The organism is Microbulbifer discodermiae, from assembly GCF_040742695.1.
In the GTDB taxonomy this organism is placed as follows: Bacteria; Pseudomonadota; Gammaproteobacteria; order Pseudomonadales; family Cellvibrionaceae; genus Microbulbifer.
Map to the genome: position 1 here is coordinate 42,108 of NZ_JBFLAB010000005.1, position 23,969 is coordinate 66,076.

General features: G+C 50.0%; 27 protein-coding genes. 3 read left to right on the forward strand and 24 right to left on the reverse strand.

The genetic code is table 11. The features are described from left to right. Positions 1-31: 31 nt before the first annotated feature. The gene (locus tag AB1S50_RS02845; protein WP_367148881.1) at positions 32-913 is read left to right on the forward strand and encodes a LysR family transcriptional regulator; all 882 of its coding nucleotides are present in this window, start codon (positions 32-34) and stop codon (positions 911-913) included. 148 nt (positions 914-1,061) lie between these two features. Next, positions 1,062-1,667, forward strand: coding sequence for a hypothetical protein (locus tag AB1S50_RS02850; protein WP_367148882.1), 606 nt, complete (start codon positions 1,062-1,064; stop codon positions 1,665-1,667). 717 nt (positions 1,668-2,384) lie between these two features. On the opposite strand, the gene AB1S50_RS02855 is transcribed toward AB1S50_RS02850, so the two are convergent. The 19 genes from AB1S50_RS02855 to AB1S50_RS02945 form a co-directional block, all read right to left on the reverse strand. Continuing rightward, positions 2,385-2,918: an acyloxyacyl hydrolase gene (locus AB1S50_RS02855; RefSeq protein WP_367148883.1), complete on the reverse strand. Its 534-nt coding sequence runs from the start codon at positions 2,916-2,918 to the stop codon at positions 2,385-2,387. 162 nt (positions 2,919-3,080) lie between these two features. Next, positions 3,081-4,307, reverse strand: coding sequence for a beta-ketoacyl-ACP synthase (locus tag AB1S50_RS02860; RefSeq protein ID WP_367148884.1), 1,227 nt, complete (start codon positions 4,305-4,307; stop codon positions 3,081-3,083). After that, positions 4,307-5,035, reverse strand: coding sequence for a 3-oxoacyl-ACP reductase FabG (gene fabG, locus AB1S50_RS02865; protein WP_367148885.1), 729 nt, complete (start codon positions 5,033-5,035; stop codon positions 4,307-4,309). The genes AB1S50_RS02860 and fabG overlap by 1 nt, the downstream gene beginning before the upstream one ends. Further along, entirely contained in the window at positions 5,036-5,530 is a 495-nt protein-coding gene (locus AB1S50_RS02870; RefSeq protein WP_367149025.1) for an ApeP family dehydratase, read from the reverse strand. Then, positions 5,497-6,660 (reverse strand): beta-ketoacyl-[acyl-carrier-protein] synthase family protein, encoded by a 1,164-nt coding sequence (locus AB1S50_RS02875; RefSeq protein ID WP_367148886.1) that lies wholly within the window; start codon positions 6,658-6,660, stop codon positions 5,497-5,499. Before AB1S50_RS02875 ends, AB1S50_RS02870 begins: the two co-directional genes overlap by 34 nt. Before the next feature lie 6 nt (positions 6,661-6,666). Next, on the reverse strand, positions 6,667-7,218 hold the full coding sequence (locus tag AB1S50_RS02880; RefSeq protein ID WP_367148887.1) for a DUF3261 domain-containing protein: 552 nt from the start codon (positions 7,216-7,218) through the stop codon (positions 6,667-6,669). Next, positions 7,200-8,435 (reverse strand): NAD(P)/FAD-dependent oxidoreductase, encoded by a 1,236-nt coding sequence (locus AB1S50_RS02885; RefSeq protein WP_367148888.1) that lies wholly within the window; start codon positions 8,433-8,435, stop codon positions 7,200-7,202. The genes AB1S50_RS02880 and AB1S50_RS02885 overlap by 19 nt, the downstream gene beginning before the upstream one ends. Further along, positions 8,432-10,642: an MMPL family transporter gene (locus AB1S50_RS02890; protein WP_367148889.1), complete on the reverse strand. Its 2,211-nt coding sequence runs from the start codon at positions 10,640-10,642 to the stop codon at positions 8,432-8,434. Before AB1S50_RS02890 ends, AB1S50_RS02885 begins: the two co-directional genes overlap by 4 nt. 68 nt (positions 10,643-10,710) lie before the next feature. Then, a complete protein-coding gene (locus AB1S50_RS02895) occupies positions 10,711-11,310 on the reverse strand; it encodes a LolA family protein (protein WP_367148890.1) in 600 nt (199 codons plus the stop codon). Then, complete coding sequence (locus AB1S50_RS02900) at positions 11,310-11,753, reverse strand: acyl-CoA thioesterase (protein ID WP_367148891.1); 444 nt, start codon at positions 11,751-11,753, stop codon at positions 11,310-11,312. The genes AB1S50_RS02895 and AB1S50_RS02900 overlap by 1 nt, the downstream gene beginning before the upstream one ends. Further along, the gene (locus AB1S50_RS02905; RefSeq protein WP_367148892.1) at positions 11,746-13,308 is read right to left on the reverse strand and encodes an HAL/PAL/TAL family ammonia-lyase; all 1,563 of its coding nucleotides are present in this window, start codon (positions 13,306-13,308) and stop codon (positions 11,746-11,748) included. Before AB1S50_RS02905 ends, AB1S50_RS02900 begins: the two co-directional genes overlap by 8 nt. Then, entirely contained in the window at positions 13,308-14,228 is a 921-nt protein-coding gene (locus AB1S50_RS02910) for an LpxL/LpxP family acyltransferase (RefSeq protein WP_367148893.1), read from the reverse strand. The genes AB1S50_RS02905 and AB1S50_RS02910 overlap by 1 nt, the downstream gene beginning before the upstream one ends. Beyond that, the gene (locus tag AB1S50_RS02915; RefSeq protein WP_367148894.1) at positions 14,225-14,998 is read right to left on the reverse strand and encodes a glycosyltransferase family 2 protein; all 774 of its coding nucleotides are present in this window, start codon (positions 14,996-14,998) and stop codon (positions 14,225-14,227) included. Before AB1S50_RS02915 ends, AB1S50_RS02910 begins: the two co-directional genes overlap by 4 nt. Beyond that, the gene (locus AB1S50_RS02920) at positions 14,958-16,673 is read right to left on the reverse strand and encodes an AMP-binding protein (RefSeq protein ID WP_367148895.1); all 1,716 of its coding nucleotides are present in this window, start codon (positions 16,671-16,673) and stop codon (positions 14,958-14,960) included. The genes AB1S50_RS02915 and AB1S50_RS02920 overlap by 41 nt, the downstream gene beginning before the upstream one ends. A 5-nt stretch (positions 16,674-16,678) precedes the next feature. Further along, positions 16,679-17,242 (reverse strand): COG4648 family protein, encoded by a 564-nt coding sequence (locus AB1S50_RS02925; RefSeq protein ID WP_367148896.1) that lies wholly within the window; start codon positions 17,240-17,242, stop codon positions 16,679-16,681. Further along, on the reverse strand, positions 17,242-17,493 hold the full coding sequence (locus AB1S50_RS02930; RefSeq protein WP_367148897.1) for an acyl carrier protein: 252 nt from the start codon (positions 17,491-17,493) through the stop codon (positions 17,242-17,244). The genes AB1S50_RS02925 and AB1S50_RS02930 overlap by 1 nt, the downstream gene beginning before the upstream one ends. 11 nt (positions 17,494-17,504) lie before the next feature. After that, the gene (locus AB1S50_RS02935) at positions 17,505-17,762 is read right to left on the reverse strand and encodes a phosphopantetheine-binding protein (RefSeq protein WP_367148898.1); all 258 of its coding nucleotides are present in this window, start codon (positions 17,760-17,762) and stop codon (positions 17,505-17,507) included. After that, positions 17,759-18,544: a lysophospholipid acyltransferase family protein gene (locus tag AB1S50_RS02940; protein ID WP_367148899.1), complete on the reverse strand. Its 786-nt coding sequence runs from the start codon at positions 18,542-18,544 to the stop codon at positions 17,759-17,761. Before AB1S50_RS02940 ends, AB1S50_RS02935 begins: the two co-directional genes overlap by 4 nt. Next, the gene (locus tag AB1S50_RS02945; protein WP_367148900.1) at positions 18,534-19,262 is read right to left on the reverse strand and encodes a beta-ketoacyl synthase chain length factor; all 729 of its coding nucleotides are present in this window, start codon (positions 19,260-19,262) and stop codon (positions 18,534-18,536) included. Before AB1S50_RS02945 ends, AB1S50_RS02940 begins: the two co-directional genes overlap by 11 nt. Before the next feature lie 718 nt (positions 19,263-19,980). On the opposite strand from AB1S50_RS02945, the gene AB1S50_RS02950 reads away from it, so the two are divergent. Next, positions 19,981-20,694 (forward strand): 4'-phosphopantetheinyl transferase family protein, encoded by a 714-nt coding sequence (locus AB1S50_RS02950; RefSeq protein WP_367148901.1) that lies wholly within the window; start codon positions 19,981-19,983, stop codon positions 20,692-20,694. A gap of 306 nt (positions 20,695-21,000) precedes the next feature. Here the strand turns inward: AB1S50_RS02950 and AB1S50_RS02955 are convergent, their stop codons facing one another. From AB1S50_RS02955 to AB1S50_RS02975, 5 genes are all read right to left on the reverse strand, one after another. Next, positions 21,001-21,729, reverse strand: coding sequence for a hypothetical protein (locus AB1S50_RS02955; RefSeq protein ID WP_367148902.1), 729 nt, complete (start codon positions 21,727-21,729; stop codon positions 21,001-21,003). A 28-nt stretch (positions 21,730-21,757) separates the two neighbouring features. Beyond that, positions 21,758-21,907 carry a hypothetical protein gene (locus tag AB1S50_RS02960; protein WP_367148903.1) on the reverse strand — a complete coding sequence of 50 codons (150 nt, stop codon included), beginning with the start codon at positions 21,905-21,907 and terminating at the stop codon, positions 21,758-21,760. 78 nt (positions 21,908-21,985) lie between these two features. Continuing rightward, the gene (locus AB1S50_RS02965; protein WP_367148904.1) at positions 21,986-22,612 is read right to left on the reverse strand and encodes a hypothetical protein; all 627 of its coding nucleotides are present in this window, start codon (positions 22,610-22,612) and stop codon (positions 21,986-21,988) included. Positions 22,613-22,675: 63 nt separating this feature from the next. Further along, a complete protein-coding gene (locus AB1S50_RS02970; protein ID WP_367148905.1) occupies positions 22,676-23,236 on the reverse strand; it encodes a hypothetical protein in 561 nt (186 codons plus the stop codon). A gap of 226 nt (positions 23,237-23,462) precedes the next feature. Continuing rightward, a complete protein-coding gene (locus AB1S50_RS02975) occupies positions 23,463-23,927 on the reverse strand; it encodes an ecotin family protein (RefSeq protein ID WP_367148906.1) in 465 nt (154 codons plus the stop codon). Positions 23,928-23,969: the final 42 nt, after the last annotated feature.

The window sequence follows — 23,969 nt, forward strand, 5'->3', positions numbered from 1 at the left end:
TATCGATTTATTTGATAATAGGAATCAAGCTTTGCGCTACTCCCTGCGCCAACTGGAAGTGTTCATAGCCTGCGCTCACCATGAAAATGTGAGTCGTGCGGCCGCCAGCCTGAACATGTCCCAATCCGCGGCATCCACTGCCTTGCAGGAGTTTGAACGACAGTTCGATCTGCGGCTGTTCGAGCGCGCCGGCAAGCGCCTGCGGCTCAACGAGCTGGGGCGCCAACTGTGGCCCCGGGCGGAAGAACTGCTGGAGCGGGCCCGGGCGCTGGAGCAGACCCTCGCAACACACCGCGATCTCGGCCGGCTCAAGATCGGCGCCACCCTGACCATCGGTAACTACCTGGCCGCCGGCATCATGGCCCGCTATATGGAGGAACAACCCGGCACACGGGTGGAGCTGGAAGTCGCCAACACCGCGGCTATTGCCGAACGGGTACTCAATTTCGAACTGGACCTGGGATTGATCGAAGGGGAGGTCAACCACCCGGACCTGGAAATGCTCCCCTGGCGCAGCGACGAGCTGGTGGTGTTCTGCGCACCGAAACACCCCCTCGCAGGACGCGGGCAAGTGGGCGACCGGGAACTCTGCGCGGCCATCTGGATATTGCGCGAGACCGGTTCCGGCACCCGACAGACATTTGAGCGCGCCATGGCCGGCCTGCTGCCGCGATTGCATATCCGCCTGGAATTACAGCACACCGAGGCAATCAAACGCGCGGTGGAAGCCGGATTGGGAATCAGTTGCCTGTCGCGGGTGTCGCTGGTGGATGCATTGAGACGCGGCTCACTGGTGGAGTTACCGGTACCACAGCGCAACTTTCGCAGGGAATTTCACTTTGCTCTGCACCGGCAGAAATATCGCAGCGCCGGTATCGAACGCTGGATGGAACTGTGCCGGGAAAGTGATTAAACTATGGTATAAATTCCCATCTCCCCATTGACTATTAAGCTCTCCTCCCGGACTTGTGTGATCACCGTTCATACCCGGCAATAAGATTGACATTGCGCCCTATTTTGCCAGACTAAACACCCCAATAAAAATGACTTAGGAGAAGCTAATGTTGCGCTTGGCAAAATTTACACTGGCGATCAGTGCAATCTGGCTGGCAGCTTGTGCCGGCAACCCCATGACTGTCAGCACCAATCAAGTGGTAACCGCCCCCACCACAGATAAAGCTCAGATTGTCTTTATGCGATCATCGTTTCTGGGCTCGGCCATCAATGCCTCCCTTTTCGAAGTGAAGGGTGATGACAACGACTTCATTGGGATCCTCGCCAACGGCACCAAGGTAATTCATGAAGTAGAACCTGGCGAGCACCTGTTTATGGTCGTTTCAGAAGCTGCTGACTTCATGAACGCTAACCTGGAGGCTGGCAAGACCTACTACGCTATGGTGACACCACGTATGGGAGCCTGGAAGGCACGCTTTAGTTTTCAGCCAATTCGGAATGGACAAGAAAATCAATTCAATCTCCAATCCAAAGAATTTGAAAACTGGCTTAACGAAACTAAGTTAATGGAAAACTCAGAGCAGTCCCGGTTGTGGGCGCAAGGCAACGCCAACAGCGTGAATAAAAAACGTACCGCTTACTTAAGCAAATGGCTAACTAAAGATGAGGCTGAAAAGGCCCGCCAGACCCTACAACCAGAAGATGGCCGCTGATTGCCCTCTTCAATCGTTAATGCACTTCGGTTTGCTGATAGATATCTAGAATCCAGGGAATAACTTATGCTTTTTCTTCGAACACTGATCCTTCCATTGCTTCTCGTTAGCCTGCTGATTGGCTGCACCATTCACCCACTAAAAAATCTGGATGCGCGAAATATACCTGCTCGCTTGAACGGGACTCCCCAAACAGCGGATACCGTACGGCAAAGTATTCTTGCAGGGTGCATAGACAGAAGATGGAGTTGCCGAGACTTAGAGCAGGGATTGATTGAGGCATCAATTACCGTCCGAAGGCACCAGGCAGTAACCACAATCGAATATGGTGCGGATAATTATAGCATCAACTATAAGGACAGTACTCTCTTGGAATATAATCCCAAGCGCGGCACCATACACCGAAATTACAACCGCTGGGTCAATAACCTGGACCGCGCCATAAGGATGCAATTAGCGCGTCAATAAAAATTTCTGTGATCCCGAAATCAATTCGGGATCACTATTTTTTGTCTGAACAGAAGAACAACTCAAGCAAATTTTTACCTGTTCTTTTTCCGAAATTCTGATTTGGGCATTGATTTATTCAGAAAATGTAGAGATGCAAAAAAAATTCATCAATATTAAAATATCTCTACGCTAAAATATGTCGAGGGCCAATTAACTATAACACCACAAATTAAACGAGCTTGTTAAAAGAGTATTCAATCCAAAAAATTAGAAGTTGAGACCAAAATTAACCACAAGTGGCATATCTATCCCATCATTATCAGTAAAAAGATTAGCATTGGAAAAGTGCTTCCAGGAAACCATTAAAATCATATCCTCTTTAGAACGCCAATTAAGACGTACGCCATAACCGACTTGGGCCTGGAAAGAAAAGTGATTATCCTGATGACGGTCCCCCAATTGATTACCACTAATATAACTTGGCCCAAGAGCTCGCACGAAGAAATATGGTTGGCCCCAACTATATTGACGCGGATAAAGATTGAGTTGCGGATAGATAGACACTGCGTAAATTGAATTGTGGTTTATTGTATTGGCCTCTACCTTAGTATAACTCACGCCAAAATGTATATGTTGTCGGTAACTTTTTTCAAACTTGCCAAATGAATAGTCAATACCATAGGTTTTATTGCTCTGACCGGAATTTGGCTGAGCACCGCCACCAACACTGAGCAATAATTCATCAGCAAATACTGACTCTATCGTTAGCAAGAGAGTTAGAATAACCAGCAAATTTTTCATAAACTTATCTTTTTCTAGATCTACTGACTATCCTATAGAATCACACACACTTTAAGGTCAGGGCGTAACTTGCGATCACAAGACAATTAAGTGAAAAAGCCTCATATTTTTATTACATTACAATTTTTTCACGGTCTCGAAGGAAATAACTTTATCCAACAGCTAAGGCCAACGCTTAAAGACTAAAGATGTATTAATCCCACCAAATGCGAAGTTGTTACTCATAACATACTCCGTGTCAATTCTCCGGCCATCGCCATTTATATAATCCAGCTCTGCACAATCTGGGTCCAGCTCATCCAGGTTAATTGTTGGATGAAACCAACCCTCACGCATCATCTGTATAACCGCCCAGGCTTCCAGCGCACCACAGGCACCCAGGGTATGCCCAGTGTAACTCTTGATGGAGCTGATTGGCACCGGGCGGCCAAAAGCACCAAATGTAGCATGGCTTTCCGCCACATCTCCCCGATCTGTTGCAGTACCGTGGGCACTCACATAGCCAATTTCTGTGCAATCTATCCCTGCCTGCATTAATGCCTGCTGGAGGGCCAACTGCATAGTCGCAGACTGTGGCTGTGTCACGTGGACCCCATCCGAGTTGGTGCCAAAACCAACAATTTCCGCGTAGATTTTCGCTCCGCGGTCCACTGCGCTTTCATACTCCTCCAGAATCAGTGTACCAGCACCTTCTCCGATCACCAGCCCATCCCGATTTCGGTCAAAAGGGCGCGGTGTTTTTTCAGGTGATTGATTCCTGGTAGAGGTTGCATAAAGGGTATCAAAGACTGCCGCCTCGGTTGCACACAGTTCTTCCGCACCACCCGCCACCATCAATTTCTGGCTGCCACTACGAATCGCTTCGTAAGCATAACCTATACCTTGGCTTCCAGAAGTACAAGCCGAGCTTGTTGTGTAAATACGTCCACACAGACCGAAAAAAATACCAATGTTAACCGCTGCAGTATGTGCCATCATCTTGATGTAGCTGGTCGCGTTCAGGCCATCTGTGCGATGGTTGAGCAACATATTGCCAAATTCACCCATCGCGGCAGGCGTCCCGGCAGACGAGCCGTAAGCGACTCCAACAACACCACTTGTAAGAATCGGGTCATGCAAAAGGCCCGCATCCTCCAACGCAAGCTCGGTTGCTCGTACCGCCATCAACGAAACACGGCCCATACTGCGTACACGCTTGCGGTCATAATGCGCCGGCTTTTCAAAATCCTCAACAGGTGCGGCAAGCCGTGTTTCTAACCCTTGATACTTTTCCCAGGCCTCCATATAAGTGACTCCGGAAGCACCTGCCTGCAGTGACGCCTTCACCGCTTTCCACCCCTGACCAATGGGTGAAATACCGGCCATACCAGTTACAACAACCCGTTTCATCAGTAGAGCCCGCCATTTACCGAAATAACTTGTCGCGTGATGTAAGCAGCGCGCTCATCCATCAAAAATGAAACCGTTGCCGCCACTTCTTCGGGTTTTCCGAGGCGGCGCACGGGGATCATCTTCATGATTTCATCTAGCGGCAAATCACCATCCACCATCTCTGTAGCTATCAGTCCCGGCGCCACACAATTAACCGTAATTCTACGTTTCGCCAGCTCAAGCGCCAATGCTTTACTCGCACCAATAAGGCCTGCCTTGGAAGCCGAGTAGTTTACTTGGCCACGATTTCCAGCCAGGCCCGAGACTGAGGACATCACTACAATACGCCCTGGAGTTTTGTTCCGCACCATTGGCATAATCAATGGATTTAAAACGTTATAGAAGCCATCCAGATTGGTATGCACCACTCTGTCCCAGTCCTCAGCCGGCATCGCCGGAAATGCATTATCTGCGGTCAACCCGGCATTACAGACAACGCCATAGTAACAACCATGTGCTTCTACATCGTCTAACAATATCCTTCGAGCCGTAACACGATCGACAATATCAAACTGCAAAATGCGGCTTTCGCAACCCAATGCCGCAATCTCAGTCGCCACCTCTTCTACCTGCCCGCGACGATTCCGACAGTGCAATACCAAGTTGTAACCATCTCGTGCCAGCTGCAATGCTGTAGCACGCCCGATGCCGCGACTGGACCCGGTTACCAAAACCCATTTTGACATTTAGATATATTCCTTTAGATATAATTCGATATTATTAGGCTGGTAAACAATCAAGCGTGCGCTCTGGCTAACACCATGACCTTTGGCGCGGCACTCAAAGGTTGCCATGCCATTTTCCGCCTGGAACAAGCGCTCAACCTCAATTATTAACTCATCACCACATTGATAATGATCGACATTGGTATTAAATTTTCGTGTTCCAAGCAAAAAGCCAAGGCGAATCTCCTCGCCACGCTCCTTCGCTCTACAACCAGAATAGGCTGCAACTGCCTGCGCCATGTACTCAATACCTACGTAAGCCGGCACATATCCATTACGCGAGAAAATACCGTCATCCCGTACACACAGCCTCGCCCTCAGTACTTCTTCATCAACCATTTGTACTTCACTGAGCATCGACATATCGCCACTGTGTGGAACTAGATCTTCAACCGAAAAAAAATCCAACGATTTACTCTGCACTATTCCCCCTTTCGCCCCAAAATTACTGAGCAATTACTTCCCCCAAACGCAAACGAGTTACTCATTACATAACTTAGATATCTGGGCGCGGCGCCTTCACTACACAGTCGTAATGGTGGGATGGTCCTATCGTAATCATCATCGTATCGATGCGGCGGAAGTTTCTTTCGCTGTAGTGCCAACCAGCAAAAAGCTATTTCGAGCGCACCGGCGGCGCCCAGCGTGTGGCCGGTCAACGGTTTTGTGGACGAACACAGCACATCCGTGCCTAACACACGCTCAACGGCAGCCGCCTCCATCGCGTCATTCTGCACCGTCCCCGTTCCATGTAAATTTAGATACTCTATCGCCGCAGCCCTCAGCCCAGCATCCGCAAGCGCCCGACGCATACTAGCCTCAGCTCCTCGCCCTTTGGGGTCCGGTGCCGACATATGATGAGCATCGGAACTCCCACCTACACCGCATAACTGCACTTCGGAAGGCTCGCGGGTCATTATGAATACCGCACCCGCCTCGCCTAAGTTTATCCCATCGCGGTTGGTACTAAACGGTAGTGCCACTCCCCCGCTCAGGGCCCCGAGCGAATGGAAGCCCTTGACTGTCATGCCACATAGTGTATCCACCCCTCCCACGACAACCGCATCGCAAAGCCCCAGCCCTAACAGCTGACGCGCACTGCGCAAAGCATTAGCACTGGATGAACAGGCTGTGGAGACTGTAATTTGTGGACCCGACAAGCCGAGATAGCGGGCTGTAAACTCAGTCAAGCTAGCTAATTGTTGCTGAGAGCGGTAATTGTAATTTCTGCCCACTCCGCACCGCAAGCTTTGCTCCCCATTGGCTATACCCGATGTAGAAGTGCCCATCACCACCGCGATTCGTTCAGCACCCAGCTTTCGGCGAAGCCGTGCCACAGGATCCTGTATTTGCTGCAAAACCGCCAGCGCTAATCGGTTATTGCGGCTATCAAACATGCCTAAACCGCTTGGCAATCTTGGCGGAAGCTTGGGAATCTCACCGATACGGCCGCAGTAGTTATCTAGCCAGGAGTTCCCTACGAGCATTCCTGACCTATCGCCTGAAAATAATCTCTCTGCGATCTCGTTTATTTCATTGCCCAGGACACAGGTAATACCTATATGGGTAAGAAAAGCCCTATTCATCACCACCTAAAAATTTTTAATCTTCAGCGTGTAGCCGATTAACTTCTGCTCAAGGTATACTTCTGCCTGCCAAATATCATCTGTGCTATATCGGACTTCAGTATACAAGTTATCATCAAGCAACAACTCCCGCAGACGTGAGCCCCCGGAACTTTTCTCCTGAATCCGCCAAGGTTCGGGCAAACTTTGTTGCAAAGCCTCCAGAGGCCAGTAAATCAACTGCATGTCCGCCAATAAGGCCTGTGGAGGTATTTGTGAGCCCGCATCAATATATTGTTGGGCCTGAACCTTATGCCCATCATATTCGATGTCCATCAAGCTGAAACCCTGTACTGTCAACAGTGACACACGAAATTCCTCTGACCCTATTAGCGAAACACCAATTAGATCCCAAAGTTCATCCCGATACTGTACAGTAACCTGCTGGTTTAATTGGCGACTGGCTCCCAACATTAAAGGTATTAATGGACGCGGTTGTTTCTGTACGACGAGCTGCTGCTGTGAGCTGCAGGCAGCAACCGCTAGTGTTATAAACCAAACTATCGCCCTGCCGAGCATATTTCCACCAATGTGTTCAATCTACGCTCCGCGGAGCTTACAAAGGGATTTCTTGTATCCCACGCATAGCCAGCCAAAATGGAGCAGATCATACGTTTAACATCTTGTCGTTCAGTCTGATAAAAAATCACATCTTGAAAACGCCCATCGTACCAAGCATTAACAAATGTCTTGAAAACATCCACGCCGTGCTTCAAGGGAATGGAAAATTCCTGTTGCCAATCCACTTCCACTCCTGACAACTGGCGATCAAGGCAATCTGCGGCCAGCTCAGCGGACTTCATCGCTATAGTCACGCCAGAGGAAAATACCGGATCGAGAAATTCGCCTGCATTTCCGAGCAATGCAAATCCCGGCCCCGACAGTGTGGAAACATCGCTGGCGTACCCAGAAATACGCTGTACCGCAGTATCGAATAACGCATCCCCAAGCATATGTGACAATTCTGGTGCCATATCCACCGCATTGCGTAGCATTTGCTCAGGCATGTCACCTAAAGCGGCAATCTTTTTACAGTCGCCAACTACACCGAGAGAGGCTCGGCCATTGGAAAAAGGAATTAACCAGTACCAGATGTCTCTTTCATAGGGGTGCACCGTGATGAGGATCTTATTTCGATCAAAATTTTTACTATCAATATTATCCTGCACATGAGTAAATACCGATTCACGCACTGGAAAGCTTGACGGTCGGTCCAGATTCATTAAACGCGGCAAAACGCGACCGAATCCGCTTGCGTCCAATACAAATCGACTAGTGAACAAGACTTTGTTGCCGCATTTTGTTTTCGCTAAAAGACGCGCACCTTCCGCACCAATTTCCACATCGCACACTGCATGCTCAAAATAGATATTGGCGCCCTGATTTAAGGCTTCTTCTGCCAGTATTTTGTCAAAACTAGCGCGCTCTACCTGAAAGGTGGTACCGGGACCAGAGGAAAACTTATCCCCAAAATCGAACGCTGTCCGCTTACCTGCCCACTCGAAAGCAGCACCATTTTTAAATTGAAAACCTGCAGCTTGTACAGGCTTTAGCATTTTGGCGTGAGCAAGAAACTCCATGCACTGAGGCAATAGACTTTCACCGATGGAAAAGCGGGGAAATTTTTGACTTTCAATTACATTTACACTCCAGCCCCGCTGTAGTAACAATGCACTGACCACAGCACCAGCAGGTCCAGCGCCAATCACCGTCACATCTGCTATCATTTCGCTCATTGATTGTCACTCTCAACTGCTTTCGAAAAAAATAACAGGACCAGTACCAAAGTTAGTATTATGCCCACCGCAAGGGTCCGTCCAAATTCAGTAATAGCCGGTGTGGCCGACAAACTTAGCAATCCAAATCCCAGCAAAGTTGTGACTCCGGCCATCCCTATGGCTAGCATTGTGTAATTGCGCTCAAGGCTCTTAGTCATTTGACTGAACACTGCGTAGTCTATGCCAATGCCAAATACCAATAATAGTGCCGCCACATGAAACAGGTTAATCGCCACACCACTAAGGACTATCAGCGCTAGCGTCGTCACAACTACGGCCACAGGCAAACTGACGATTCTGAGCGCACGTCGCATACCAATGCTAAGCGCCGTCAAGAGAAATACCAATATTATAACGAGGGGTATCAATCGTATTATCAGGTCGCGCTGCTGAGACATGACTGCAGCAACCTTTCGTGCCGGGTCAATTAGTACCACGCCAGTAATTGATTCCGGCAGTGCCTGATACCGCTTTAGACCATAAAGCTTGACGATCGAAGCACAATTATCTTCCTCACATCCCAACCATAACTCTTTATATTGCTCACCAGCGACACTAATCCAGTCCGATAAAGTTATAGTTTGGAACGGTTCCTGCAACGCAGCAGTCAACCTCTCGGCATCCGTCGCACTGTAACCTAGCTGGGTATAAAAGCCCCGCACTGTGGCACTTTTGTAGAAATTTTGATTCAGCACCCAATCTCCCTGCTGCACTCGCAGGGGAGGAAATCTCACGCTTAAAGCCCTAAAATTCTCCAGTATCCCCTCCGCCTTCAGCCCCTCCAACTCCCTAACCAATTTCCATTCACGCTCCAGCAGCTGTCGCCAGCCTTTGCCCTGAACAAGGAAATAAAAGGACTCAGGACGATCAGGGAATAGATCATCCAATTCAGTTTCATCTGCCACTAAAAACTCAGGGGGTTGATAGAATAACTGTAAGTCATCGCCGAACTCTATACTTGGAAAGGCTGCAACACCAATCGTCAATATCAGGGCAAGCAATAGTGGGTAATATGGCACTCTCAACTGAGGCATTTTTTCGGCAATCGTCAATTCTTTAGTATGCAGTTTCAAGAATGCAGGGAATAGTAGAATTACCGTGAGCCACGCACCAATCAATCCAGCTCCAACAAATACCCCAATTTGCCGAAGCAAAGGAAAGGGCGATAAGGCCAATACAAAAAAAGACAGGCAGCTGGAAACTAATCCGAGCAGCAACCCAGGTAACACATCGGCATCGCTGGCAACTCCAGGTCGCATACGATTACAGATATAATGGTACGCATAGTCTACTGCGAGGCCCGATACTGTAGTTCCAAAAACAAAAGCCAAAATGTGCATTTGCCCTAGGAGAGCGATAACTGCAGCAAGCCCACTTGTGATACCACAACCAATAGCGAATAAAGTCAATAACAATGGGCGTACAGACCGAAAAACCAGTAAAGAAAGGACACAGATTGAAACGATAGAAAGCATTCCAATCAAACGAATTTCTTGTTGTGCACTTGCGGCAGCATACTCAGTATGCAAGGGTGCCCCAACCGCAAGCAACCTTAAATCCCTCTTCTCCGCCCATGACTGTAGCTGCTCTCGCAACACCAAAAGTGGCGTTTGGATGTTACCACCAAGTTCAACAGCAGCAACCGTAGACTGCACAATACTGAAGGCACGATCCCCTTGAACTTGTACTGGAATACCATTATAAATCCGCGCACGCAGCTCCTGCTTACCGATAAAATAGTGGCGAAAGGTTCCAAACGGATCCTGCTCTAGATTCAGCCCGGCACTTTGAGGACTATACAGCAACGCCAATCGATTCTTTACCACCTGCTCCGGCTGCTTCTCTATCAGGTCGCGGTCGCGAAATGTCAATAGTTGCTGACGCAATGGAAATAGAAGCGACCACTCCTCCTCATAACCTGCATCGTCAAGCCAGCGATATTTTAGGCCGGTTATAGCTGCATTATCTCTAAGCCGAGCTACCAGCTTATTTGTTGCCTCTGCAAGCGCCTCTTCTCTCTTCCCGGTACCTATCAATACCCAAAAAACATTATTCTGCAGTTGACGGTTAGCCTGATTCTGCGCTGCAGCAACTTTAAGGAGTGCATCGGCCTCCTGTGTCAGCGTAAGAATACCAGTTTGCAACCAACCAGGTTGGTAGCGCATCGCAGCTATCGTTATAGTTATACAGACGATCACAAGCCAAATTAAAATGCGACATTTCATAATTTTTACTATTGTGCTTGCGCATCAGGAAATTCCGCCACCAAGAGTGGATCAGTCACATCTACACTATGCAGATCGTACAGTAGCATTTCGGTAACGGCACTGTTTGCCTCGATCAAACGGATCTTCTCAATCTTCCGATTTCCGGTGATTTCTATTTGCGTAATAATTTTATTAAACATTTCCGACTTGGGAAGCAACCTAAGCTGCCAGTATTTTTTGTTATTCTCCGTTGATATTTCAAACAACTTGTCCAGTTCAGAAAAATCACCACGCAAAATATGTAATAGGGGATATGCGATTTGTTTTGTTAGGGGATCATCACTAGCCTGCCGTCCGTCCAGAATCAAGTGAGACGGTATTGGTTCCTGCACCCGCCAACTAATCCCATACTTGTCCGATATGGCCAGAATGCCATTGGAAAGTAGCAGATGCGGCAGCTGCGGCAGGCTCTTTTTTTGTTCAAATTTCCCTATCATTTGCGATTTTATTTGTAAGCGATTTTCTATTTCTTGCAGTGCAGCTTTATCATTTACTTCAAAAGCGACCGATATATTTGGCATAGAACATAGTGCACAAACGCTCAAAAAGAGGCATAACTTGTGCATCAAGCAACTCCCAATTTATTCAACAGTATCGGTGGTGATGCGAAGAGCATCTCTCCCCTCAACATGTCTACAGCCACTTGTACCGTATAACCCTTAGTGAGATTCTGACCACTATCTCGATCTCGCACCAGATAATTTATCTTAAATCTGTTTTCATATTCGGCAACTTCGGCACGTACAATTATTCTCTGTTGAAAAGACAAAGGTTTGATGTATCTTATTCGCAAGTCAATGACAGGCCAGGCAAACCCTGAATCCCGCATTTGCGGGTAGTTATAATCCAGTTTATCCAGTAATGCACAGCGCGCAATTTCAAAATATTTGCTGTAGTGCCCATGCCAAGCCACTTCCATCATATCTACGTCATGAAATGGAATTTGTAATTCCACTTCAGCTATCCAGTTTTTCTGGCTACTTTTTGATATCGACATTTCTCTATTCATCGTAAAGTCGCCAATGACGACACTGAATCAGTCGAACAAAGTTACGTAGATCGCCTTCCAGCTCGCGATCCTCGTCAACCAGCGCGAAGCTATCGGCGACCTGTCTAATACTGGCAAGCATTGACGGAGACAGCCCTTCTTCCAACAAATCTCCATCTCTCCTTCGCAATTGTATTCCTTGCCAAGCCATCATCAATGCGGCCGCAGCAACTTGCTCAGTTAGCTGTAAAACCCGAATACAGTCTCGCGCCGCTATAGTGCCCATACTGACCTTGTCCTGATTATGGCACTCAGTAGAACGGGAAAATACACTCGCCGGCATGGTTTGTTTGAGCGCTTCCGCAGTCCAGGCACTTGCACCTATTTGCACCGCCTTAAAGCCGTGATTCAGTGGTCGACGCACACCCCTAACCCCAGATAAATTCGCAGGTAGGCCGTTGTTGAATTTTACATCCGTAAGTTGCGCGATTTGTCTATCGAGCAAGTCCGCCAGGTTGGCAACGGCATTTTTCAAGCTGTCCATGGCGAATGCGATGTGTCCACCATAGAAATGGCCACCGTGTAGTACCTGTTCACTGGTTGCATCTATTATTGGATTATCATTGGCGCTATTTAGCTCGGTTTCGATGAATTGACAAATCCATGGGAGTGAGTCCTGCAGTACACCAATGATATGTGGTGCACAGCGAAGGGAGTATCTATCTTGTAGCCGGTCACTTTGCCGCGGTGCTGCTCTGTCTACACTCAAGTCACTATGAATCCAGCTGGCAATAAGATTTTGTCCTGGATGTGGTTTGACGGCGAATAGTGCCGGATCAAAGTGGTAAACGTTGCCCTGTAGAGCGATACTCATCATTGCAGTTATACGGGCACTCAACTGACATAGGTATTCCGCGCGACAATAGGCGAGGCACGCAAGCCCGGTCATTGCGGCGGTACCATTCATGATCGCAAGCCCTTCTTTAGGGCGAAGCCTGAGTGGCGTAATCTTTAGCTCACCAAATATCGCCGCCGCATCACACCGTTCAGCCCGATACCAGACTTGGCGTTCACCTGATAGGACAGCCGCCACATAGGATAGTGGTGTTAGATCGCCACTTGCGCCTACAGAACCTTCCTGGGGAATGACCGGGATAATATCCTGCTGTAGCAGAAGTGATAGCTGTTGTAGCAATTCGTAGCGCACGCCTGAACTGCCCCTTGCGAGGCTCGCTAAGCGAGCCCCCACGATTGCGCGACTTTGCTCGATTGTGAATAACTCACCTAGGCCACAGCCATGGAAGGTGTACAAGTTACGTGGTAATTCTTCTATCAAATCACCTGGTATATCCACCGAGCAAGAGTCCCCATAACCGGTGGTTACACCATAGATAACGCCCTCCTGCTGCCACAACTGGTCGAGAAATTCTGCACCACGATTAATACGCTTAACAAAATTTTCGTCATCGGACAAACGGACATCTGCACGCCCCCGAGCAATATCATTTATCTGCGTGATCGTCAGAGCACTACCGTCAAAAACGACTGGAGTACGCTGTAATACAGCCGTATTCATTATTTTTGATTCCAGAATGGATAAAAGTTATACCATTGCAATGGTGCCAGCCGGCAATAATGTTCGAGCCGGCGAGCAAACTCCGCCGCCAATATATAAAGGTGTCCTTCTCTATTACCGCGCTTCATTTCCACTTGATCGCACAGTTTATCCATGTAGATGTCATAGCCAGTGGGACTACGCAGACAAAATAAGGTATAAACCGGACACTTTAGTAGCGCTGCCAAAATATAGGGCCCAAGTGGAAAATTGGCCGGACGCCCGAGAAAGTCTACCGTGCAGGTTCGGCCATGAGAATTAACTGGGGTACGATCACCAACAATCACTACCAGTTCACCACGCTCAACTGCAAGTGAAAGCTTCATCGCCAAAGTGGGGGTGACTTCCGTTACCTGAATCAGGCATAGCTGACTTTTCGGATTAAGCCTCTGCATCATTCGATTGAACTTTTTCGCATGTTTGGTATGCACCAGAACATTTACACGCACATCAGTCAAACTGCCCAGAGCACGGCATACTTCGAGATTCCCCAGATGCGAACCAATCAATACGCCACCCTTACCCCCTGCCACCACCTGATGCAGAAAATCCCGTTTTGGAAAATTGACACGATCAGCAGGAAACCCACTAAACCAGGCTTCGAGTTTATCTCGCGCACTATTGGCAAAGTTTAAAAAAACATTGAAACCTGTGCGCCAATTTGCCTGGATTCCAGCGTCGGGATAACGTGCGGTGTACAGCTGTAAATACTCCTGAATCGCCAAACGTCCAGCCCTATTTTTAAGATAGTAGCTGAATGCAACGGGATAAACTGCCGCCTTGAAAGCTATGGGCCCCAAACGATGATGCAGCCAGAATAGAAAGCGAATACCGAGAGAAAAGCCCTGCTCTCGATAGCGTGACCAATGTAGGCTAGTCACAGTTTAGGGCCCGATGTCAGTCGCCGCGGCAGCCTTACTAACATACCGAAAAAAAGGCGCGTGTGCATAGCGGAAATCAACAGATTGTCTCTTAGACCACGGAAATGGGAAACTCCATCAGCGGGGTAACTAACGTTTACTGGCACCTGTATTAATGGTTTTCCACGCCAGTACCAACGCACCAGAATTTCTGGGTCAAAGTCCATCCGATTTCCGTGGAACTCTTCGTTAATCATTGCAACTGCGCAGTTGAGCGGGTAACAACGTAATCCACACATTGAGTCCTTAATTTCCGTCGATAGGGAATTGATCCACACCCAGATGTGAGTCAAATAGCGTCCCAACAGACGAACCATCGGTACAGATCGATCATAGACGGGATAACCACAAATCAATGCATCGGGACGCATCTCACAATGGCGAAGAAATTGTGGTATATCGGCTGGATTGTGTTGGCCATCTGCATCCACCTGAATACCGTGGCTGAAGCCGAGTTCGTGGGCGGCCCGCAATCCGGTCTTAACCGCCGCTCCCTTTCCACCATTATCATCCCGCACTACCAGATGAACCCAGTCGGAATGCTCACGCGCTAAGTATTGCAGTACTAAGCTGCAAGCATCGTTACTGCCATCATTTACCAGGACACACGGCAATCCGAATTCTCGCAATGACGCAACGGTAGCGCCAATTGCACCTTCATGGTTATATACCGGGATTACAAAACATGGTTTAACCATTCTTAAAGCACAGTCGTCCACTACTGTATTCATAGGCCTCTCTATCAACGGCACGAAAACAGAATTTCAGTTTATTTTTTACCGGGTTATAGTTCATCTCCAGGGTCACCCTTTCACGCGGCATTAACAATCTCTTGAACTTAATCACTTCCATAGCTGAAAAACAGCCTAAGACACCAAACATTTCGCGACCATAATGTATCGCCCAATCAATTTGTACGACCCCAGGCACTACCGGGGTTCCCTCAAAATGACCTGGAAAGCACGCTAAGTTAGCGGGAATTCGCAAAGTTAGCTTTGCGTTACTCTCAGATAATTCTCGACTTTCAATTTGTGGCAACATTACAGTCGGCGTAGTATCGAACAGATGTATCAACTGTTCTTTTGTACTCTTCCCTTGCTGATCAACCGGTATTGCGCTGACGAAGCGCCAAAAACGTGGCAATGCCACACTATCTATATCCGGAGCAAGCTCAGCCTTTAGTTTGCGAACCACGGCTGCCTTGCCTATCCGTTGTAACTCGCCGGCGCCTGTCGTACTAAGCACTATCACCGCGGCCAGATATTCCCGCCTGCGCTTTATTGTGAGTGTACGAGCTTCTTGGATCCATTCACTTCGGCTTAGCAATGTATCTACCTGAGAGAGCGAAATCCTTTTCTCCGCAATTTTTACAATTCGATCCATTCGGCCCAGTAGGCGAAAACTACCATCTCTCTTCACGCTAACTCTGTCCTGACCGGAATAGGACATCTCTAACCAGGGCGAATTAACCTGTATCATTCCCTTGGAATCCGCCGAAACCTCGACGCCCTTGAGCGGCTGCCAAGGCTCAAATATGGACTGTTGCCGCCAAGCTATACCACCCGTTTCCGTACTACCATATATTTCTTGCGGTGCTACTCCGCTGAGCCGCTCAATCAGTTGAGCGTCCACCGCAGACAGGGGGCCTCCAGATGAAAAAATGGCTTTTAACGACCGGCTGGACTGCCAGGGCCAATCATCCATACAACGACTCAGCTGTGCCGGGCTGACAACCCATAGAACTGGTGTGGTTTGCTGCATCTCTCGTAACAACCCACCTATATCCATGTAAGTCTTGCTCGCAAATGGTCGACCACTGGATAGCGGCCACAGCACCTTGAACAACAAACCATAAATATGTTGGTGACTCACGGTTGCGAGTGTAATGGCCCCCTTGGCAACCATACCCCAATGCCTTTGGTGAGCCGCCACCTCTGTCATTAACTGGGCTAAGCTCTTATCTACACGCTGAGGCTCGCCACTACTACCAGAGGTGAATAGGCTTATTCCACCGTTGAATACACGCGGCAGGTCGGCCTTAAGAGAGCCCCCAATAGGGCTTTCATTTTCTCTTATATTCTCTAGATTAGAATTTTCTTTAGTTTTCCAGTCGCCTAGCCACAGGGCTACTGTGCCTATCTGTAAAGCTGTGCCACGTTTGTTATTTGCGGGAATAATCACTTGCGCATTGCAGGCCAACGCAGCGAACAACAATACACTGAATTCGTAACTGTCTTCGCTGTACAGTGCAACTTGACAACATTGGTCGCATGTAAGGCGCCCCCTCAGGAACCGTGTAGCCAACGCTAACTGATACTTGAATTCGGAGAAGGCCACGCTTCCGGTAGGAGAGTGACAAATCAGGTCGTTGTCGTTTCGATAACCGAATACAGATTCAAACAACATTCTCTTCAGCTTCCACCAAGCTCTGACTTGAGAATACTTCGTCGCACAAGCCATTCACCTGCCAGCAACAGCCCCATTAAGGCGTATGAGATCAAACCGTTGTACAACGCCCAGAGTTGCATATCCCCACGCAGAACGGTACCAGTAGCTACAACACCATTTGCAACAAAAAAAGCGCACCACACTTTGGTGACTCGACGCGTATATGCCACACCTCCAGCTGATAGCTCTGGTTGTCTAAGGCGCGCGAGTCGTTCAACAATTGTCTGAGGCTGTTGTAAGCTCCATGCAAATACCGCTAATAAAGCGACGTTGCATAGTACTGGGTACCACAGCAGGGCAGCTGCATCGTTGCGCAGCCAGGACATACTCACAACTATAGCCAGGGCAGCTGCTATCAACCTCGCGCCCACTTTGCCTCCCTCCCGGCTCAGCAGGAACCGTAAGGCTGCAATTATCAGCAAGAATCCCAGCAAGCTTTTAAGCGAAAAGTGCTGAATCCCCAGGTATACTGCCAGTGGATAGACTGCGATTATTAGCGCCAGCATTCTTTGCCCTAATTTGCTCACTACTCCGACATCACCTTTTGTATAGCCTGGACAACATCCCCAACGGTCCTCACATTTTTAAATTCTTCTGGTGCAATTTTCTTGCCGGTTAATTCTTTCAAACGCACGATAAGATCAATTGCGTCAATGCTATCGATATCCAAATCATCTGATAAATGCGCATCTATGGATACGTCATCTGCATTCACTTCAAACATTTCTACCAGAATATCCGTCAACTCCGGCAGAATTTCCTCTTTTTTATTCAACATCGTTGCTTTTCTCAATTGCGACTATCTAGGACAAACGCAGCCAGGTTGTTGACGCTAGCGAAATGGTTTTTCGTAGTTTCACTTTCAGCATCAATAGAAACACTATATTTTTTTTGTATGGCTAGCCCCAACTCTAGCGCATCTATGGAATCGAGCCCCAACCCTTCGCCGAAAAGCGCCTCATCGGCGTCTATTTCTTCAGGGGTAATATCTTCTAGATTCAACACTTCGATAATTAGATTTTTTAGCTCATCCACCAATTCGCTCACGCGGCACACCCCTCAGTAAAATGTTTTTTTAATCTCTTGGTTATATCTCGAGCCGCCAGGGGCGACTCGCTCATATTGCATGGTTGCAGCAATTCTTCGCTATCATTGAAACTGAACTGAAAATGGGGGCGGGACAGCGGAATACTGTACCAGGGTATATTTTTCATCAACATTGGTGGATTGCAGCGAATAGTTATCAACGTCGGCTTAATTTCTGCGCGGAGGGCGATATAGGCGGCGCCTCGCTGAAATATCAACGGCCTGCCGGGTACGGATCGCGTACCCTCTGGAAACAGCACCAGAGATTCGCCCCGCCGCAGTGACTTGGCAGCCATGTCGATTATGCGCTCCGGATCATCGTTAGGGATGTAATCAGCGGTAGTTACCGCACCGCGCATAAATGGATTTCTAAACAGGCTTGCCTTGACGATACAGTTAGCATTTGGAATCCGCGAAATCAGGAACACCACATCAATCAGGGACGGGTGGTTCGCAACCACCAACTGCCCCGGGCGCCGCAACTGTTTCTCGCCTTGAAAATTATACGTATAAATCCCGGTTAAGCGCATAAAGCCTATAAATGCGCGAAACGCATTGTGAATTAGCAGCCGCGCCTTGCGCTTACGCTGTTCTTTATCACGGTAGAGGAATTTCAACGGAGGAAATAGGATGAACCGCAATACTAAACCACCCAAACCAAACAAACTGAAGGCTGCTGCGGTCGCCACTAGACGCAACCAATAGCTGTCTCTGTGCGATGCAGGTATCTGCTTATTTTTCATGCACAATTAAATCCCAGCCTTGCCCCACCGGCAGGCGACCGGCACCATCAACGAGTGCCGCAATCAATGGCAACTGATATTCCGCCTCTTCAAAGGCCGAAACGACCTGTTTTGTACCACTTACCAGTGAGGCACGCAGCCCACTTGTATTTGTGCACATGTTGGACAGATGCAGCGCCGTCGCGCACATATACTTCGGGCTCCGCGCGCTACCCAAGTACATTTCCGGAAGCGACTCCTCGTAAAAGAGCAGTAGCAATTCTTGCTCACCCTCAGCCAGCACGCCCATTGCTTCTATTAAACCCACTTGCAGCGGGTAATTGCCACCGGCCAATGCCAACGCAGGCGACTGGATTCCGCAAAGTATGGAAAGCTGCCCAGCAATCGCATTGTGTACCGACAGTCCGAAGTCGGTGGGCGACAGCGCATCGTTAGCCGCCACATCGCTTAGAAGCGAATAAGTGCGAAGGGCCTCACCGTGCACAGAGCAACACAGCAGGGGAATATCCCGATTCCCAATCAAAGGATAGGCAACAGCGACGGCTGCCTTGGCCAATGGACTAAGCCTACGGCGCTGCATCATTGGTAAAAAGGATACGTCCGGCTTATCGGCGCCAGCTAGGACTAGGTCCATACGACGCCAGCGAAGCCAGTCCGACATATCCTCAATTCCCGGCGCCCAGGCTTGCCAAGCTGAAATAACGAAATCAATAGACACAGCTATTTACAGGATCCGGCCCGATACCCCTTGCTTTTATATAATCGCCTGCACTTCTTCCTTCTACACTGTCGGCATGGCCCGTAACAATCTGGCCACTTTGGGGCTCCTTGCACAGCGGTCGAAATGACCGCGTATAGTATACAAGCCGATCAATCCGCGCCAGCAAAATCTACCAATCATTGCATGAGTAGCTTTGGGCAGGCCTACATCGCGACAAGCCACACTTCTGTCAATAGTGTGTAACGACATATGATTCAAGTAATTCTCGTACGGACCAAACGCCAACTAATGACAAGCAATGTCACCAAATGCCAATATATCATTTGTATCCACCTCTTATCACCATGCTGATACTGCGAGCGGGGCTGGTTAGGCTTGGGGCGAGCGATATTTGCTACTCACTAAGCCAACCACTGCCAATCATCGGGTTCTTACCGGATCAAATTCTGAAACTTTATTTTATTGCCAAAAGATTTTTGAGTGTCAAATACCCTTTCCCTTATTCGGGCCACCATTGAACGATAAATACTTGCATTAGTAAGCTAACCAAGCTCATAACCGCTTAGCTTATTCAGCTTTTTAACTCTATGGCCAAAAGTATACTCAATTTCCGGAAAATGCTTAAAATAGCTTGCTCTTTAATTCGGAAATGGAACAGACGCGCCGGTCATCGGCGTATTAGATTGGGATGAAGTCACTAAGTGGAAAGGAGCCTTTGCTCTATTTGGTCTATTCCAATATCCAAAACTGGGAGGACGGCTGGCAAGCCCGAACCCATGAATGGCTTACCTCTCCAGAGCGCGCACGCCTAGACCAGTTTGGCAGCTCGGCCCGGCGCTGCCAGTTTCTCGCCGCACGCCTCCTGCTGCGTCAAAGCTTGGCAAACATTTTCTCCTGTGAACCGATAGATATTGAGTTAGACCCAATGGCACCGGTATGTGCGTACCATGTTACTGGTCGTAGGCTGGGCTTCGTTTCCATCAGCCATTCAGGGCCGTGGATTGCAGTCGCCATAGGGTCTCACCCAATCGGCGTAGACTGTGAGCGTACTGGTGGCAAACGTAAGTGGCGAAAAATCTGCAGACAATACTTTGCCCAGGAGGAGGCCGAATGGTTGCTGCGACTGCCCCGAGAAATAGCAGAAACTAAATTCCTGCAAAGCTGGACTGTAAAAGAGGCCCTGGCCAAATCTGCCGGCCTTGCCCTGGGTACCATTCTGGGGGAAGCTAAACTGATCAATGGTATGGCACACTGGCCAGCGCAGTTTAGCCAATACCGCGCCTGGTGCACGCAGGACTTCGAAGGACTACAGCTGAGTTTAGTGAGCAAGTGTAAAGCGCCAGCTTTCCGCCCTCATGGCCATTATATCCCCATGCCCTGTAACCCATTGGACGCAGCACCTATTCCCTTAGTCCCCCTGTCGGAATAAACCGTTGGAGGTGGACTTGAGTACGACGTTTAGCCCAATGCACCCTGAGTAAAGGCTACCCCGACAACTGCTGTTTAATAACGTTGTATGTCTTCTGTGGTCACACCCTGCTGGGTAGTTTTCCTAGCCGCTGCAATGCTGAGCGATACTGCTGGTGCAAGCCCTGCGCCGGCTATGGCGTAGTCCAAGCATCACCGTACAGTGTGACAATGGCCGGCGGCTCTCTGGTACTTGTCGGCGAAAACTATCTACATCGACCGATAAACTATCTTGATCTTGTAGACAAAGTCATACTGACGGTGTGAATCAGTGGGCTCTAAAGGCTGCAGCCACTGCCCGCGCAACTTCTTCATGGGCGCGATCTGCGCAGAAACTGCCATGGGCAGCCATCAAGTGGCAAAAGGGTAACGCCAGAAGCCGCTCGAAATCCTGATACAGACGCTGGGGGCAGCCGACGGGAGCCATGCGCATGCACCAGCCGGGGGCAATCTGCATACGGCGGCGAAAACCCGACAGCCGCAGTAGGTTGCGGCCGCACCAACTACAGCCGTACCAGTTCCGCCAGTATTGCAATGCATCGCAGGTCAGCAACAGACCACCGTGATCCGGCACCAGGAGGACAGCCTCGGGATATCGGCCGTGGCTGAATTCTACAAAGCGGCCACCCGGTACAGGGCAATCACCACCCTCGCGCAGAAGGCGGTCGGCGGGCGGCGCCGGATAGCGGTCGGAGTGGGCCTGGCACCAAAAGGTGAGATTGAAGCGATCGCGGTAATAGAGGTCATCGCAGCCGTGATAGTAGCCGAGCCGGATCGCGTGGCGAACCTGACCCAGGTCCGCGAGTTTTTCCTCCTGGGGCGATCTCAGCCGCACAGGATTGACCAAAATCAGTTCCCGGCCGCACCGGACAATGCCCATATTGCGGTTAATCAGCGTGGCGGGAGCCAGTTTGGTGGTGCCCGGGACACAGAAAAAGTCCGGCAGCAGCCGACGGATTTCACCGTGCGGTTGCGGCGGAGGATAATCGATCTGCATAGCCTTGCCGCATTACCTGGCACCTGCATCAGCTGTACTGCGCCCGGTTGCCGACACCGCGCGGAATCCGTAGCCTCTCACCGGCCCTGTGCTGGGGAACCAACACAGAGTGACGGCGCAGCGCCGCGATCACCTTGCTATCGCGGAGTAAATTTCCCACCGGAACTGCTGTATTCATCAATTGATCCGCCAATACCGTTGGCCGACGGGCCCATACGGAGATAGGTACTCAACCCCCGCCGCAGTTCGACATCCTCTACTGGGACCCATCAAGTGCTTCATTTCCCGCCTCTGCCGCCTGATCCCCCTCCGCCTCTTTGTCCCACCTCTGCAGCGCTGTGTCTATGTCGCGTTCCAGGGGCAGGCTGGGAAATTCTGGGCAGGGGGCATCCTTGTCCGGGTTGTGCCAGGCAGATAGTGGTGCGACGAACACCACGAGGGATTTGTGCAGGTTGTTCTGTCCGATACTGGCTTCAGTCCAGGTGGTTTGCCAGGCGTATTTACCGCGTACTGCGTAATCGCTTTCGTAGGATTTCAGGGTGAGAAAATAAGGGTAAACGCGGCCACCGCGACAGACGATTCGGCGCTCGGTCCTGATATTCGCCATTTGAGTGAACGGCTCGTAATACCAGTGAATATCGTAACCATAAGCAAAGCGCATTTTTCCCTTGTGCTCGACAAACGCGTAGGAGCGCCCCGTGCCGTCGGCATTGAGGCTCCAGACGTGACGCGCTTCGCCATCCCGGGAAATCAGCCAGGAGCCCACCCATTGGGCGGCCTCAAAACGCGATTCGGCCCGCCAGTTCTCGTCTCCAGCTTCGGCCACCACACTGGCCGGGAGTAGCGATACCAGCAGGACAACGATAAGGCGAGGCTGTATCACAGCGGGACTCCAACTGTGCGTGGCTCGTCCCTGAGGTCGTAGGTGTTTCGCGGGCTTCACCGGCTAGGTAGCCAGATTCGGGCATTCTCCGCCGGCTCTGGGGGTACTCCACTTGTGCAGACGGCGCTGGAAACTCAATATGCTGCCGTTGGCCTGCAACCAATTGCGGCCGTCTACAATGGCGAAGTTTAAGGTCGCGGCGCTCCAGCCGGTAAACGCCACGGCGACCACTCCGTCGCTGCAGCGCACCGAGGCCCCGGTGCGGACACTGACCCGGTCGCCATCGAGCCGCCAGTTGATGGCGAACCCGTGTGACAATTTACCGTTGGGGAGAAAGCCGTAGGCAAAACCCGAGCCATCCTCATTCAACTGCCATACCAGCTGCTGATCTCTCTCGCTCACCACCAGCCAGTTGCCGGCCCAGCTGCGCTGGTCGGGCTGCTGGGCCGCCGCCGCCAATGGCAGTAATAGAAACAACACCAGTATCGCGAGGTACACCCGCAACAGTGTCAGCAGCACCGATCTTGGCACCGGGCCACGGGTGAGGGTGTTGTCTGGCAGTGGCGCCTGGTGATCCGAGGGAAGAATTACCCTGGGGGGGGACGGGCAACGCAAAAACTTCATGCGCGACTCCGCTACTGCTACTACAAGTAGACGTTTGCGACTGGCAGCATCAGTGCCTGCGGCGCTGCCGGTTTTCCTGTCCGCCCGGGCCGGTTGATGCCAGCTACCGGACGGCATGAAAAATCGCAAATACGCGGTTTTTCACGTCCCATGTAGTTAAAGGCTAGTCGCTAAATCACACCTTGGCAGAGAAAGCGTTAAATAATTTATTTTGCCGCCATTGGCGCTATTTTATGCGGGCATTGGAATAGTTCTTGTCGGCACGCCAGATCCGGTACTTCAAATCAAACCCCGGTGGCAGGAACACCACCAGCGGTGTGCCGCTGGCGTAAGGCAGCATCAGGTTCTCCCCGCGCACGCGCACAAACCGGCGCCTTTTCGCGGTTTCTGGGCAGGCTTTGCGGTTAGACTTGGCCGGCTCCAGATCAGACAGGACGAAGTATGGGTAGCCCCAGCCCACCAGCACCTCGCGCCGGAGTTTTGCCTGGTAGCTGCGTGGATTGCAGTCGACCTGCTCGACCCTGCCCGGCATCAGCTCGACCATAAACCGGCTTTCATCCACCACTTTGGGTAGGGTGACCACATGACGCCTCTTGTCTTCAAAAGTGGAGGGAAAGACATTCAGGTCCACCGCCCGGACACCTGTGGAAAGGCCAACCAGCAGACAGAACAGCACAAATCGAAACACCATGGCAAACTCCGCTAGGGTCGTTTTCGCTGGATACTGTTTTCA

What these genes read in the sequence shown, in the direction of transcription:
- AB1S50_RS02960 (WP_367148903.1), bottom strand. Translation starts at nt 21,907, where the DNA reads ATGAATACAGCAGTTCCGGTGGGAAATTTACTCCGCGATAGCAAGGTG.
- AB1S50_RS02955 (WP_367148902.1), bottom strand. Translation starts at nt 21,729, where the DNA reads ATGCAGATCGATTATCCTCCGCCGCAACCGCACGGTGAAATCCGTCGG.
- AB1S50_RS02975 (WP_367148906.1), bottom strand. Translation starts at nt 23,927, where the DNA reads ATGGTGTTTCGATTTGTGCTGTTCTGTCTGCTGGTTGGCCTTTCCACA.
- AB1S50_RS02875 (WP_367148886.1), bottom strand. Translation starts at nt 6,660, where the DNA reads ATGAATAGGGCTTTTCTTACCCATATAGGTATTACCTGTGTCCTGGGC.
- AB1S50_RS02930 (WP_367148897.1), bottom strand. Translation starts at nt 17,493, where the DNA reads ATGTTGAATAAAAAAGAGGAAATTCTGCCGGAGTTGACGGATATTCTG.
- AB1S50_RS02970 (WP_367148905.1), bottom strand. Translation starts at nt 23,236, where the DNA reads ATGAAGTTTTTGCGTTGCCCGTCCCCCCCCAGGGTAATTCTTCCCTCG.
- AB1S50_RS02905 (WP_367148892.1), bottom strand. Translation starts at nt 13,308, where the DNA reads ATGAATACGGCTGTATTACAGCGTACTCCAGTCGTTTTTGACGGTAGT.
- AB1S50_RS02855 (WP_367148883.1), bottom strand. Translation starts at nt 2,918, where the DNA reads ATGAAAAATTTGCTGGTTATTCTAACTCTCTTGCTAACGATAGAGTCA.
- AB1S50_RS02860 (WP_367148884.1), bottom strand. Translation starts at nt 4,307, where the DNA reads ATGAAACGGGTTGTTGTAACTGGTATGGCCGGTATTTCACCCATTGGT.
- AB1S50_RS02940 (WP_367148899.1), bottom strand. Translation starts at nt 18,544, where the DNA reads ATGAAAAATAAGCAGATACCTGCATCGCACAGAGACAGCTATTGGTTG.
- fabG (WP_367148885.1), bottom strand. Translation starts at nt 5,035, where the DNA reads ATGTCAAAATGGGTTTTGGTAACCGGGTCCAGTCGCGGCATCGGGCGT.
- AB1S50_RS02850 (WP_367148882.1), top strand. Translation starts at nt 1,062, where the DNA reads ATGTTGCGCTTGGCAAAATTTACACTGGCGATCAGTGCAATCTGGCTG.
- AB1S50_RS02920 (WP_367148895.1), bottom strand. Translation starts at nt 16,673, where the DNA reads ATGTTGTTTGAATCTGTATTCGGTTATCGAAACGACAACGACCTGATT.
- AB1S50_RS02885 (WP_367148888.1), bottom strand. Translation starts at nt 8,435, where the DNA reads ATGAGCGAAATGATAGCAGATGTGACGGTGATTGGCGCTGGACCTGCT.
- AB1S50_RS02895 (WP_367148890.1), bottom strand. Translation starts at nt 11,310, where the DNA reads ATGCACAAGTTATGCCTCTTTTTGAGCGTTTGTGCACTATGTTCTATG.
- AB1S50_RS02890 (WP_367148889.1), bottom strand. Translation starts at nt 10,642, where the DNA reads ATGCGCTACCAACCTGGTTGGTTGCAAACTGGTATTCTTACGCTGACA.
- AB1S50_RS02900 (WP_367148891.1), bottom strand. Translation starts at nt 11,753, where the DNA reads ATGAATAGAGAAATGTCGATATCAAAAAGTAGCCAGAAAAACTGGATA.
- AB1S50_RS02880 (WP_367148887.1), bottom strand. Translation starts at nt 7,218, where the DNA reads ATGCTCGGCAGGGCGATAGTTTGGTTTATAACACTAGCGGTTGCTGCC.
- AB1S50_RS02915 (WP_367148894.1), bottom strand. Translation starts at nt 14,998, where the DNA reads ATGAATACAGTAGTGGACGACTGTGCTTTAAGAATGGTTAAACCATGT.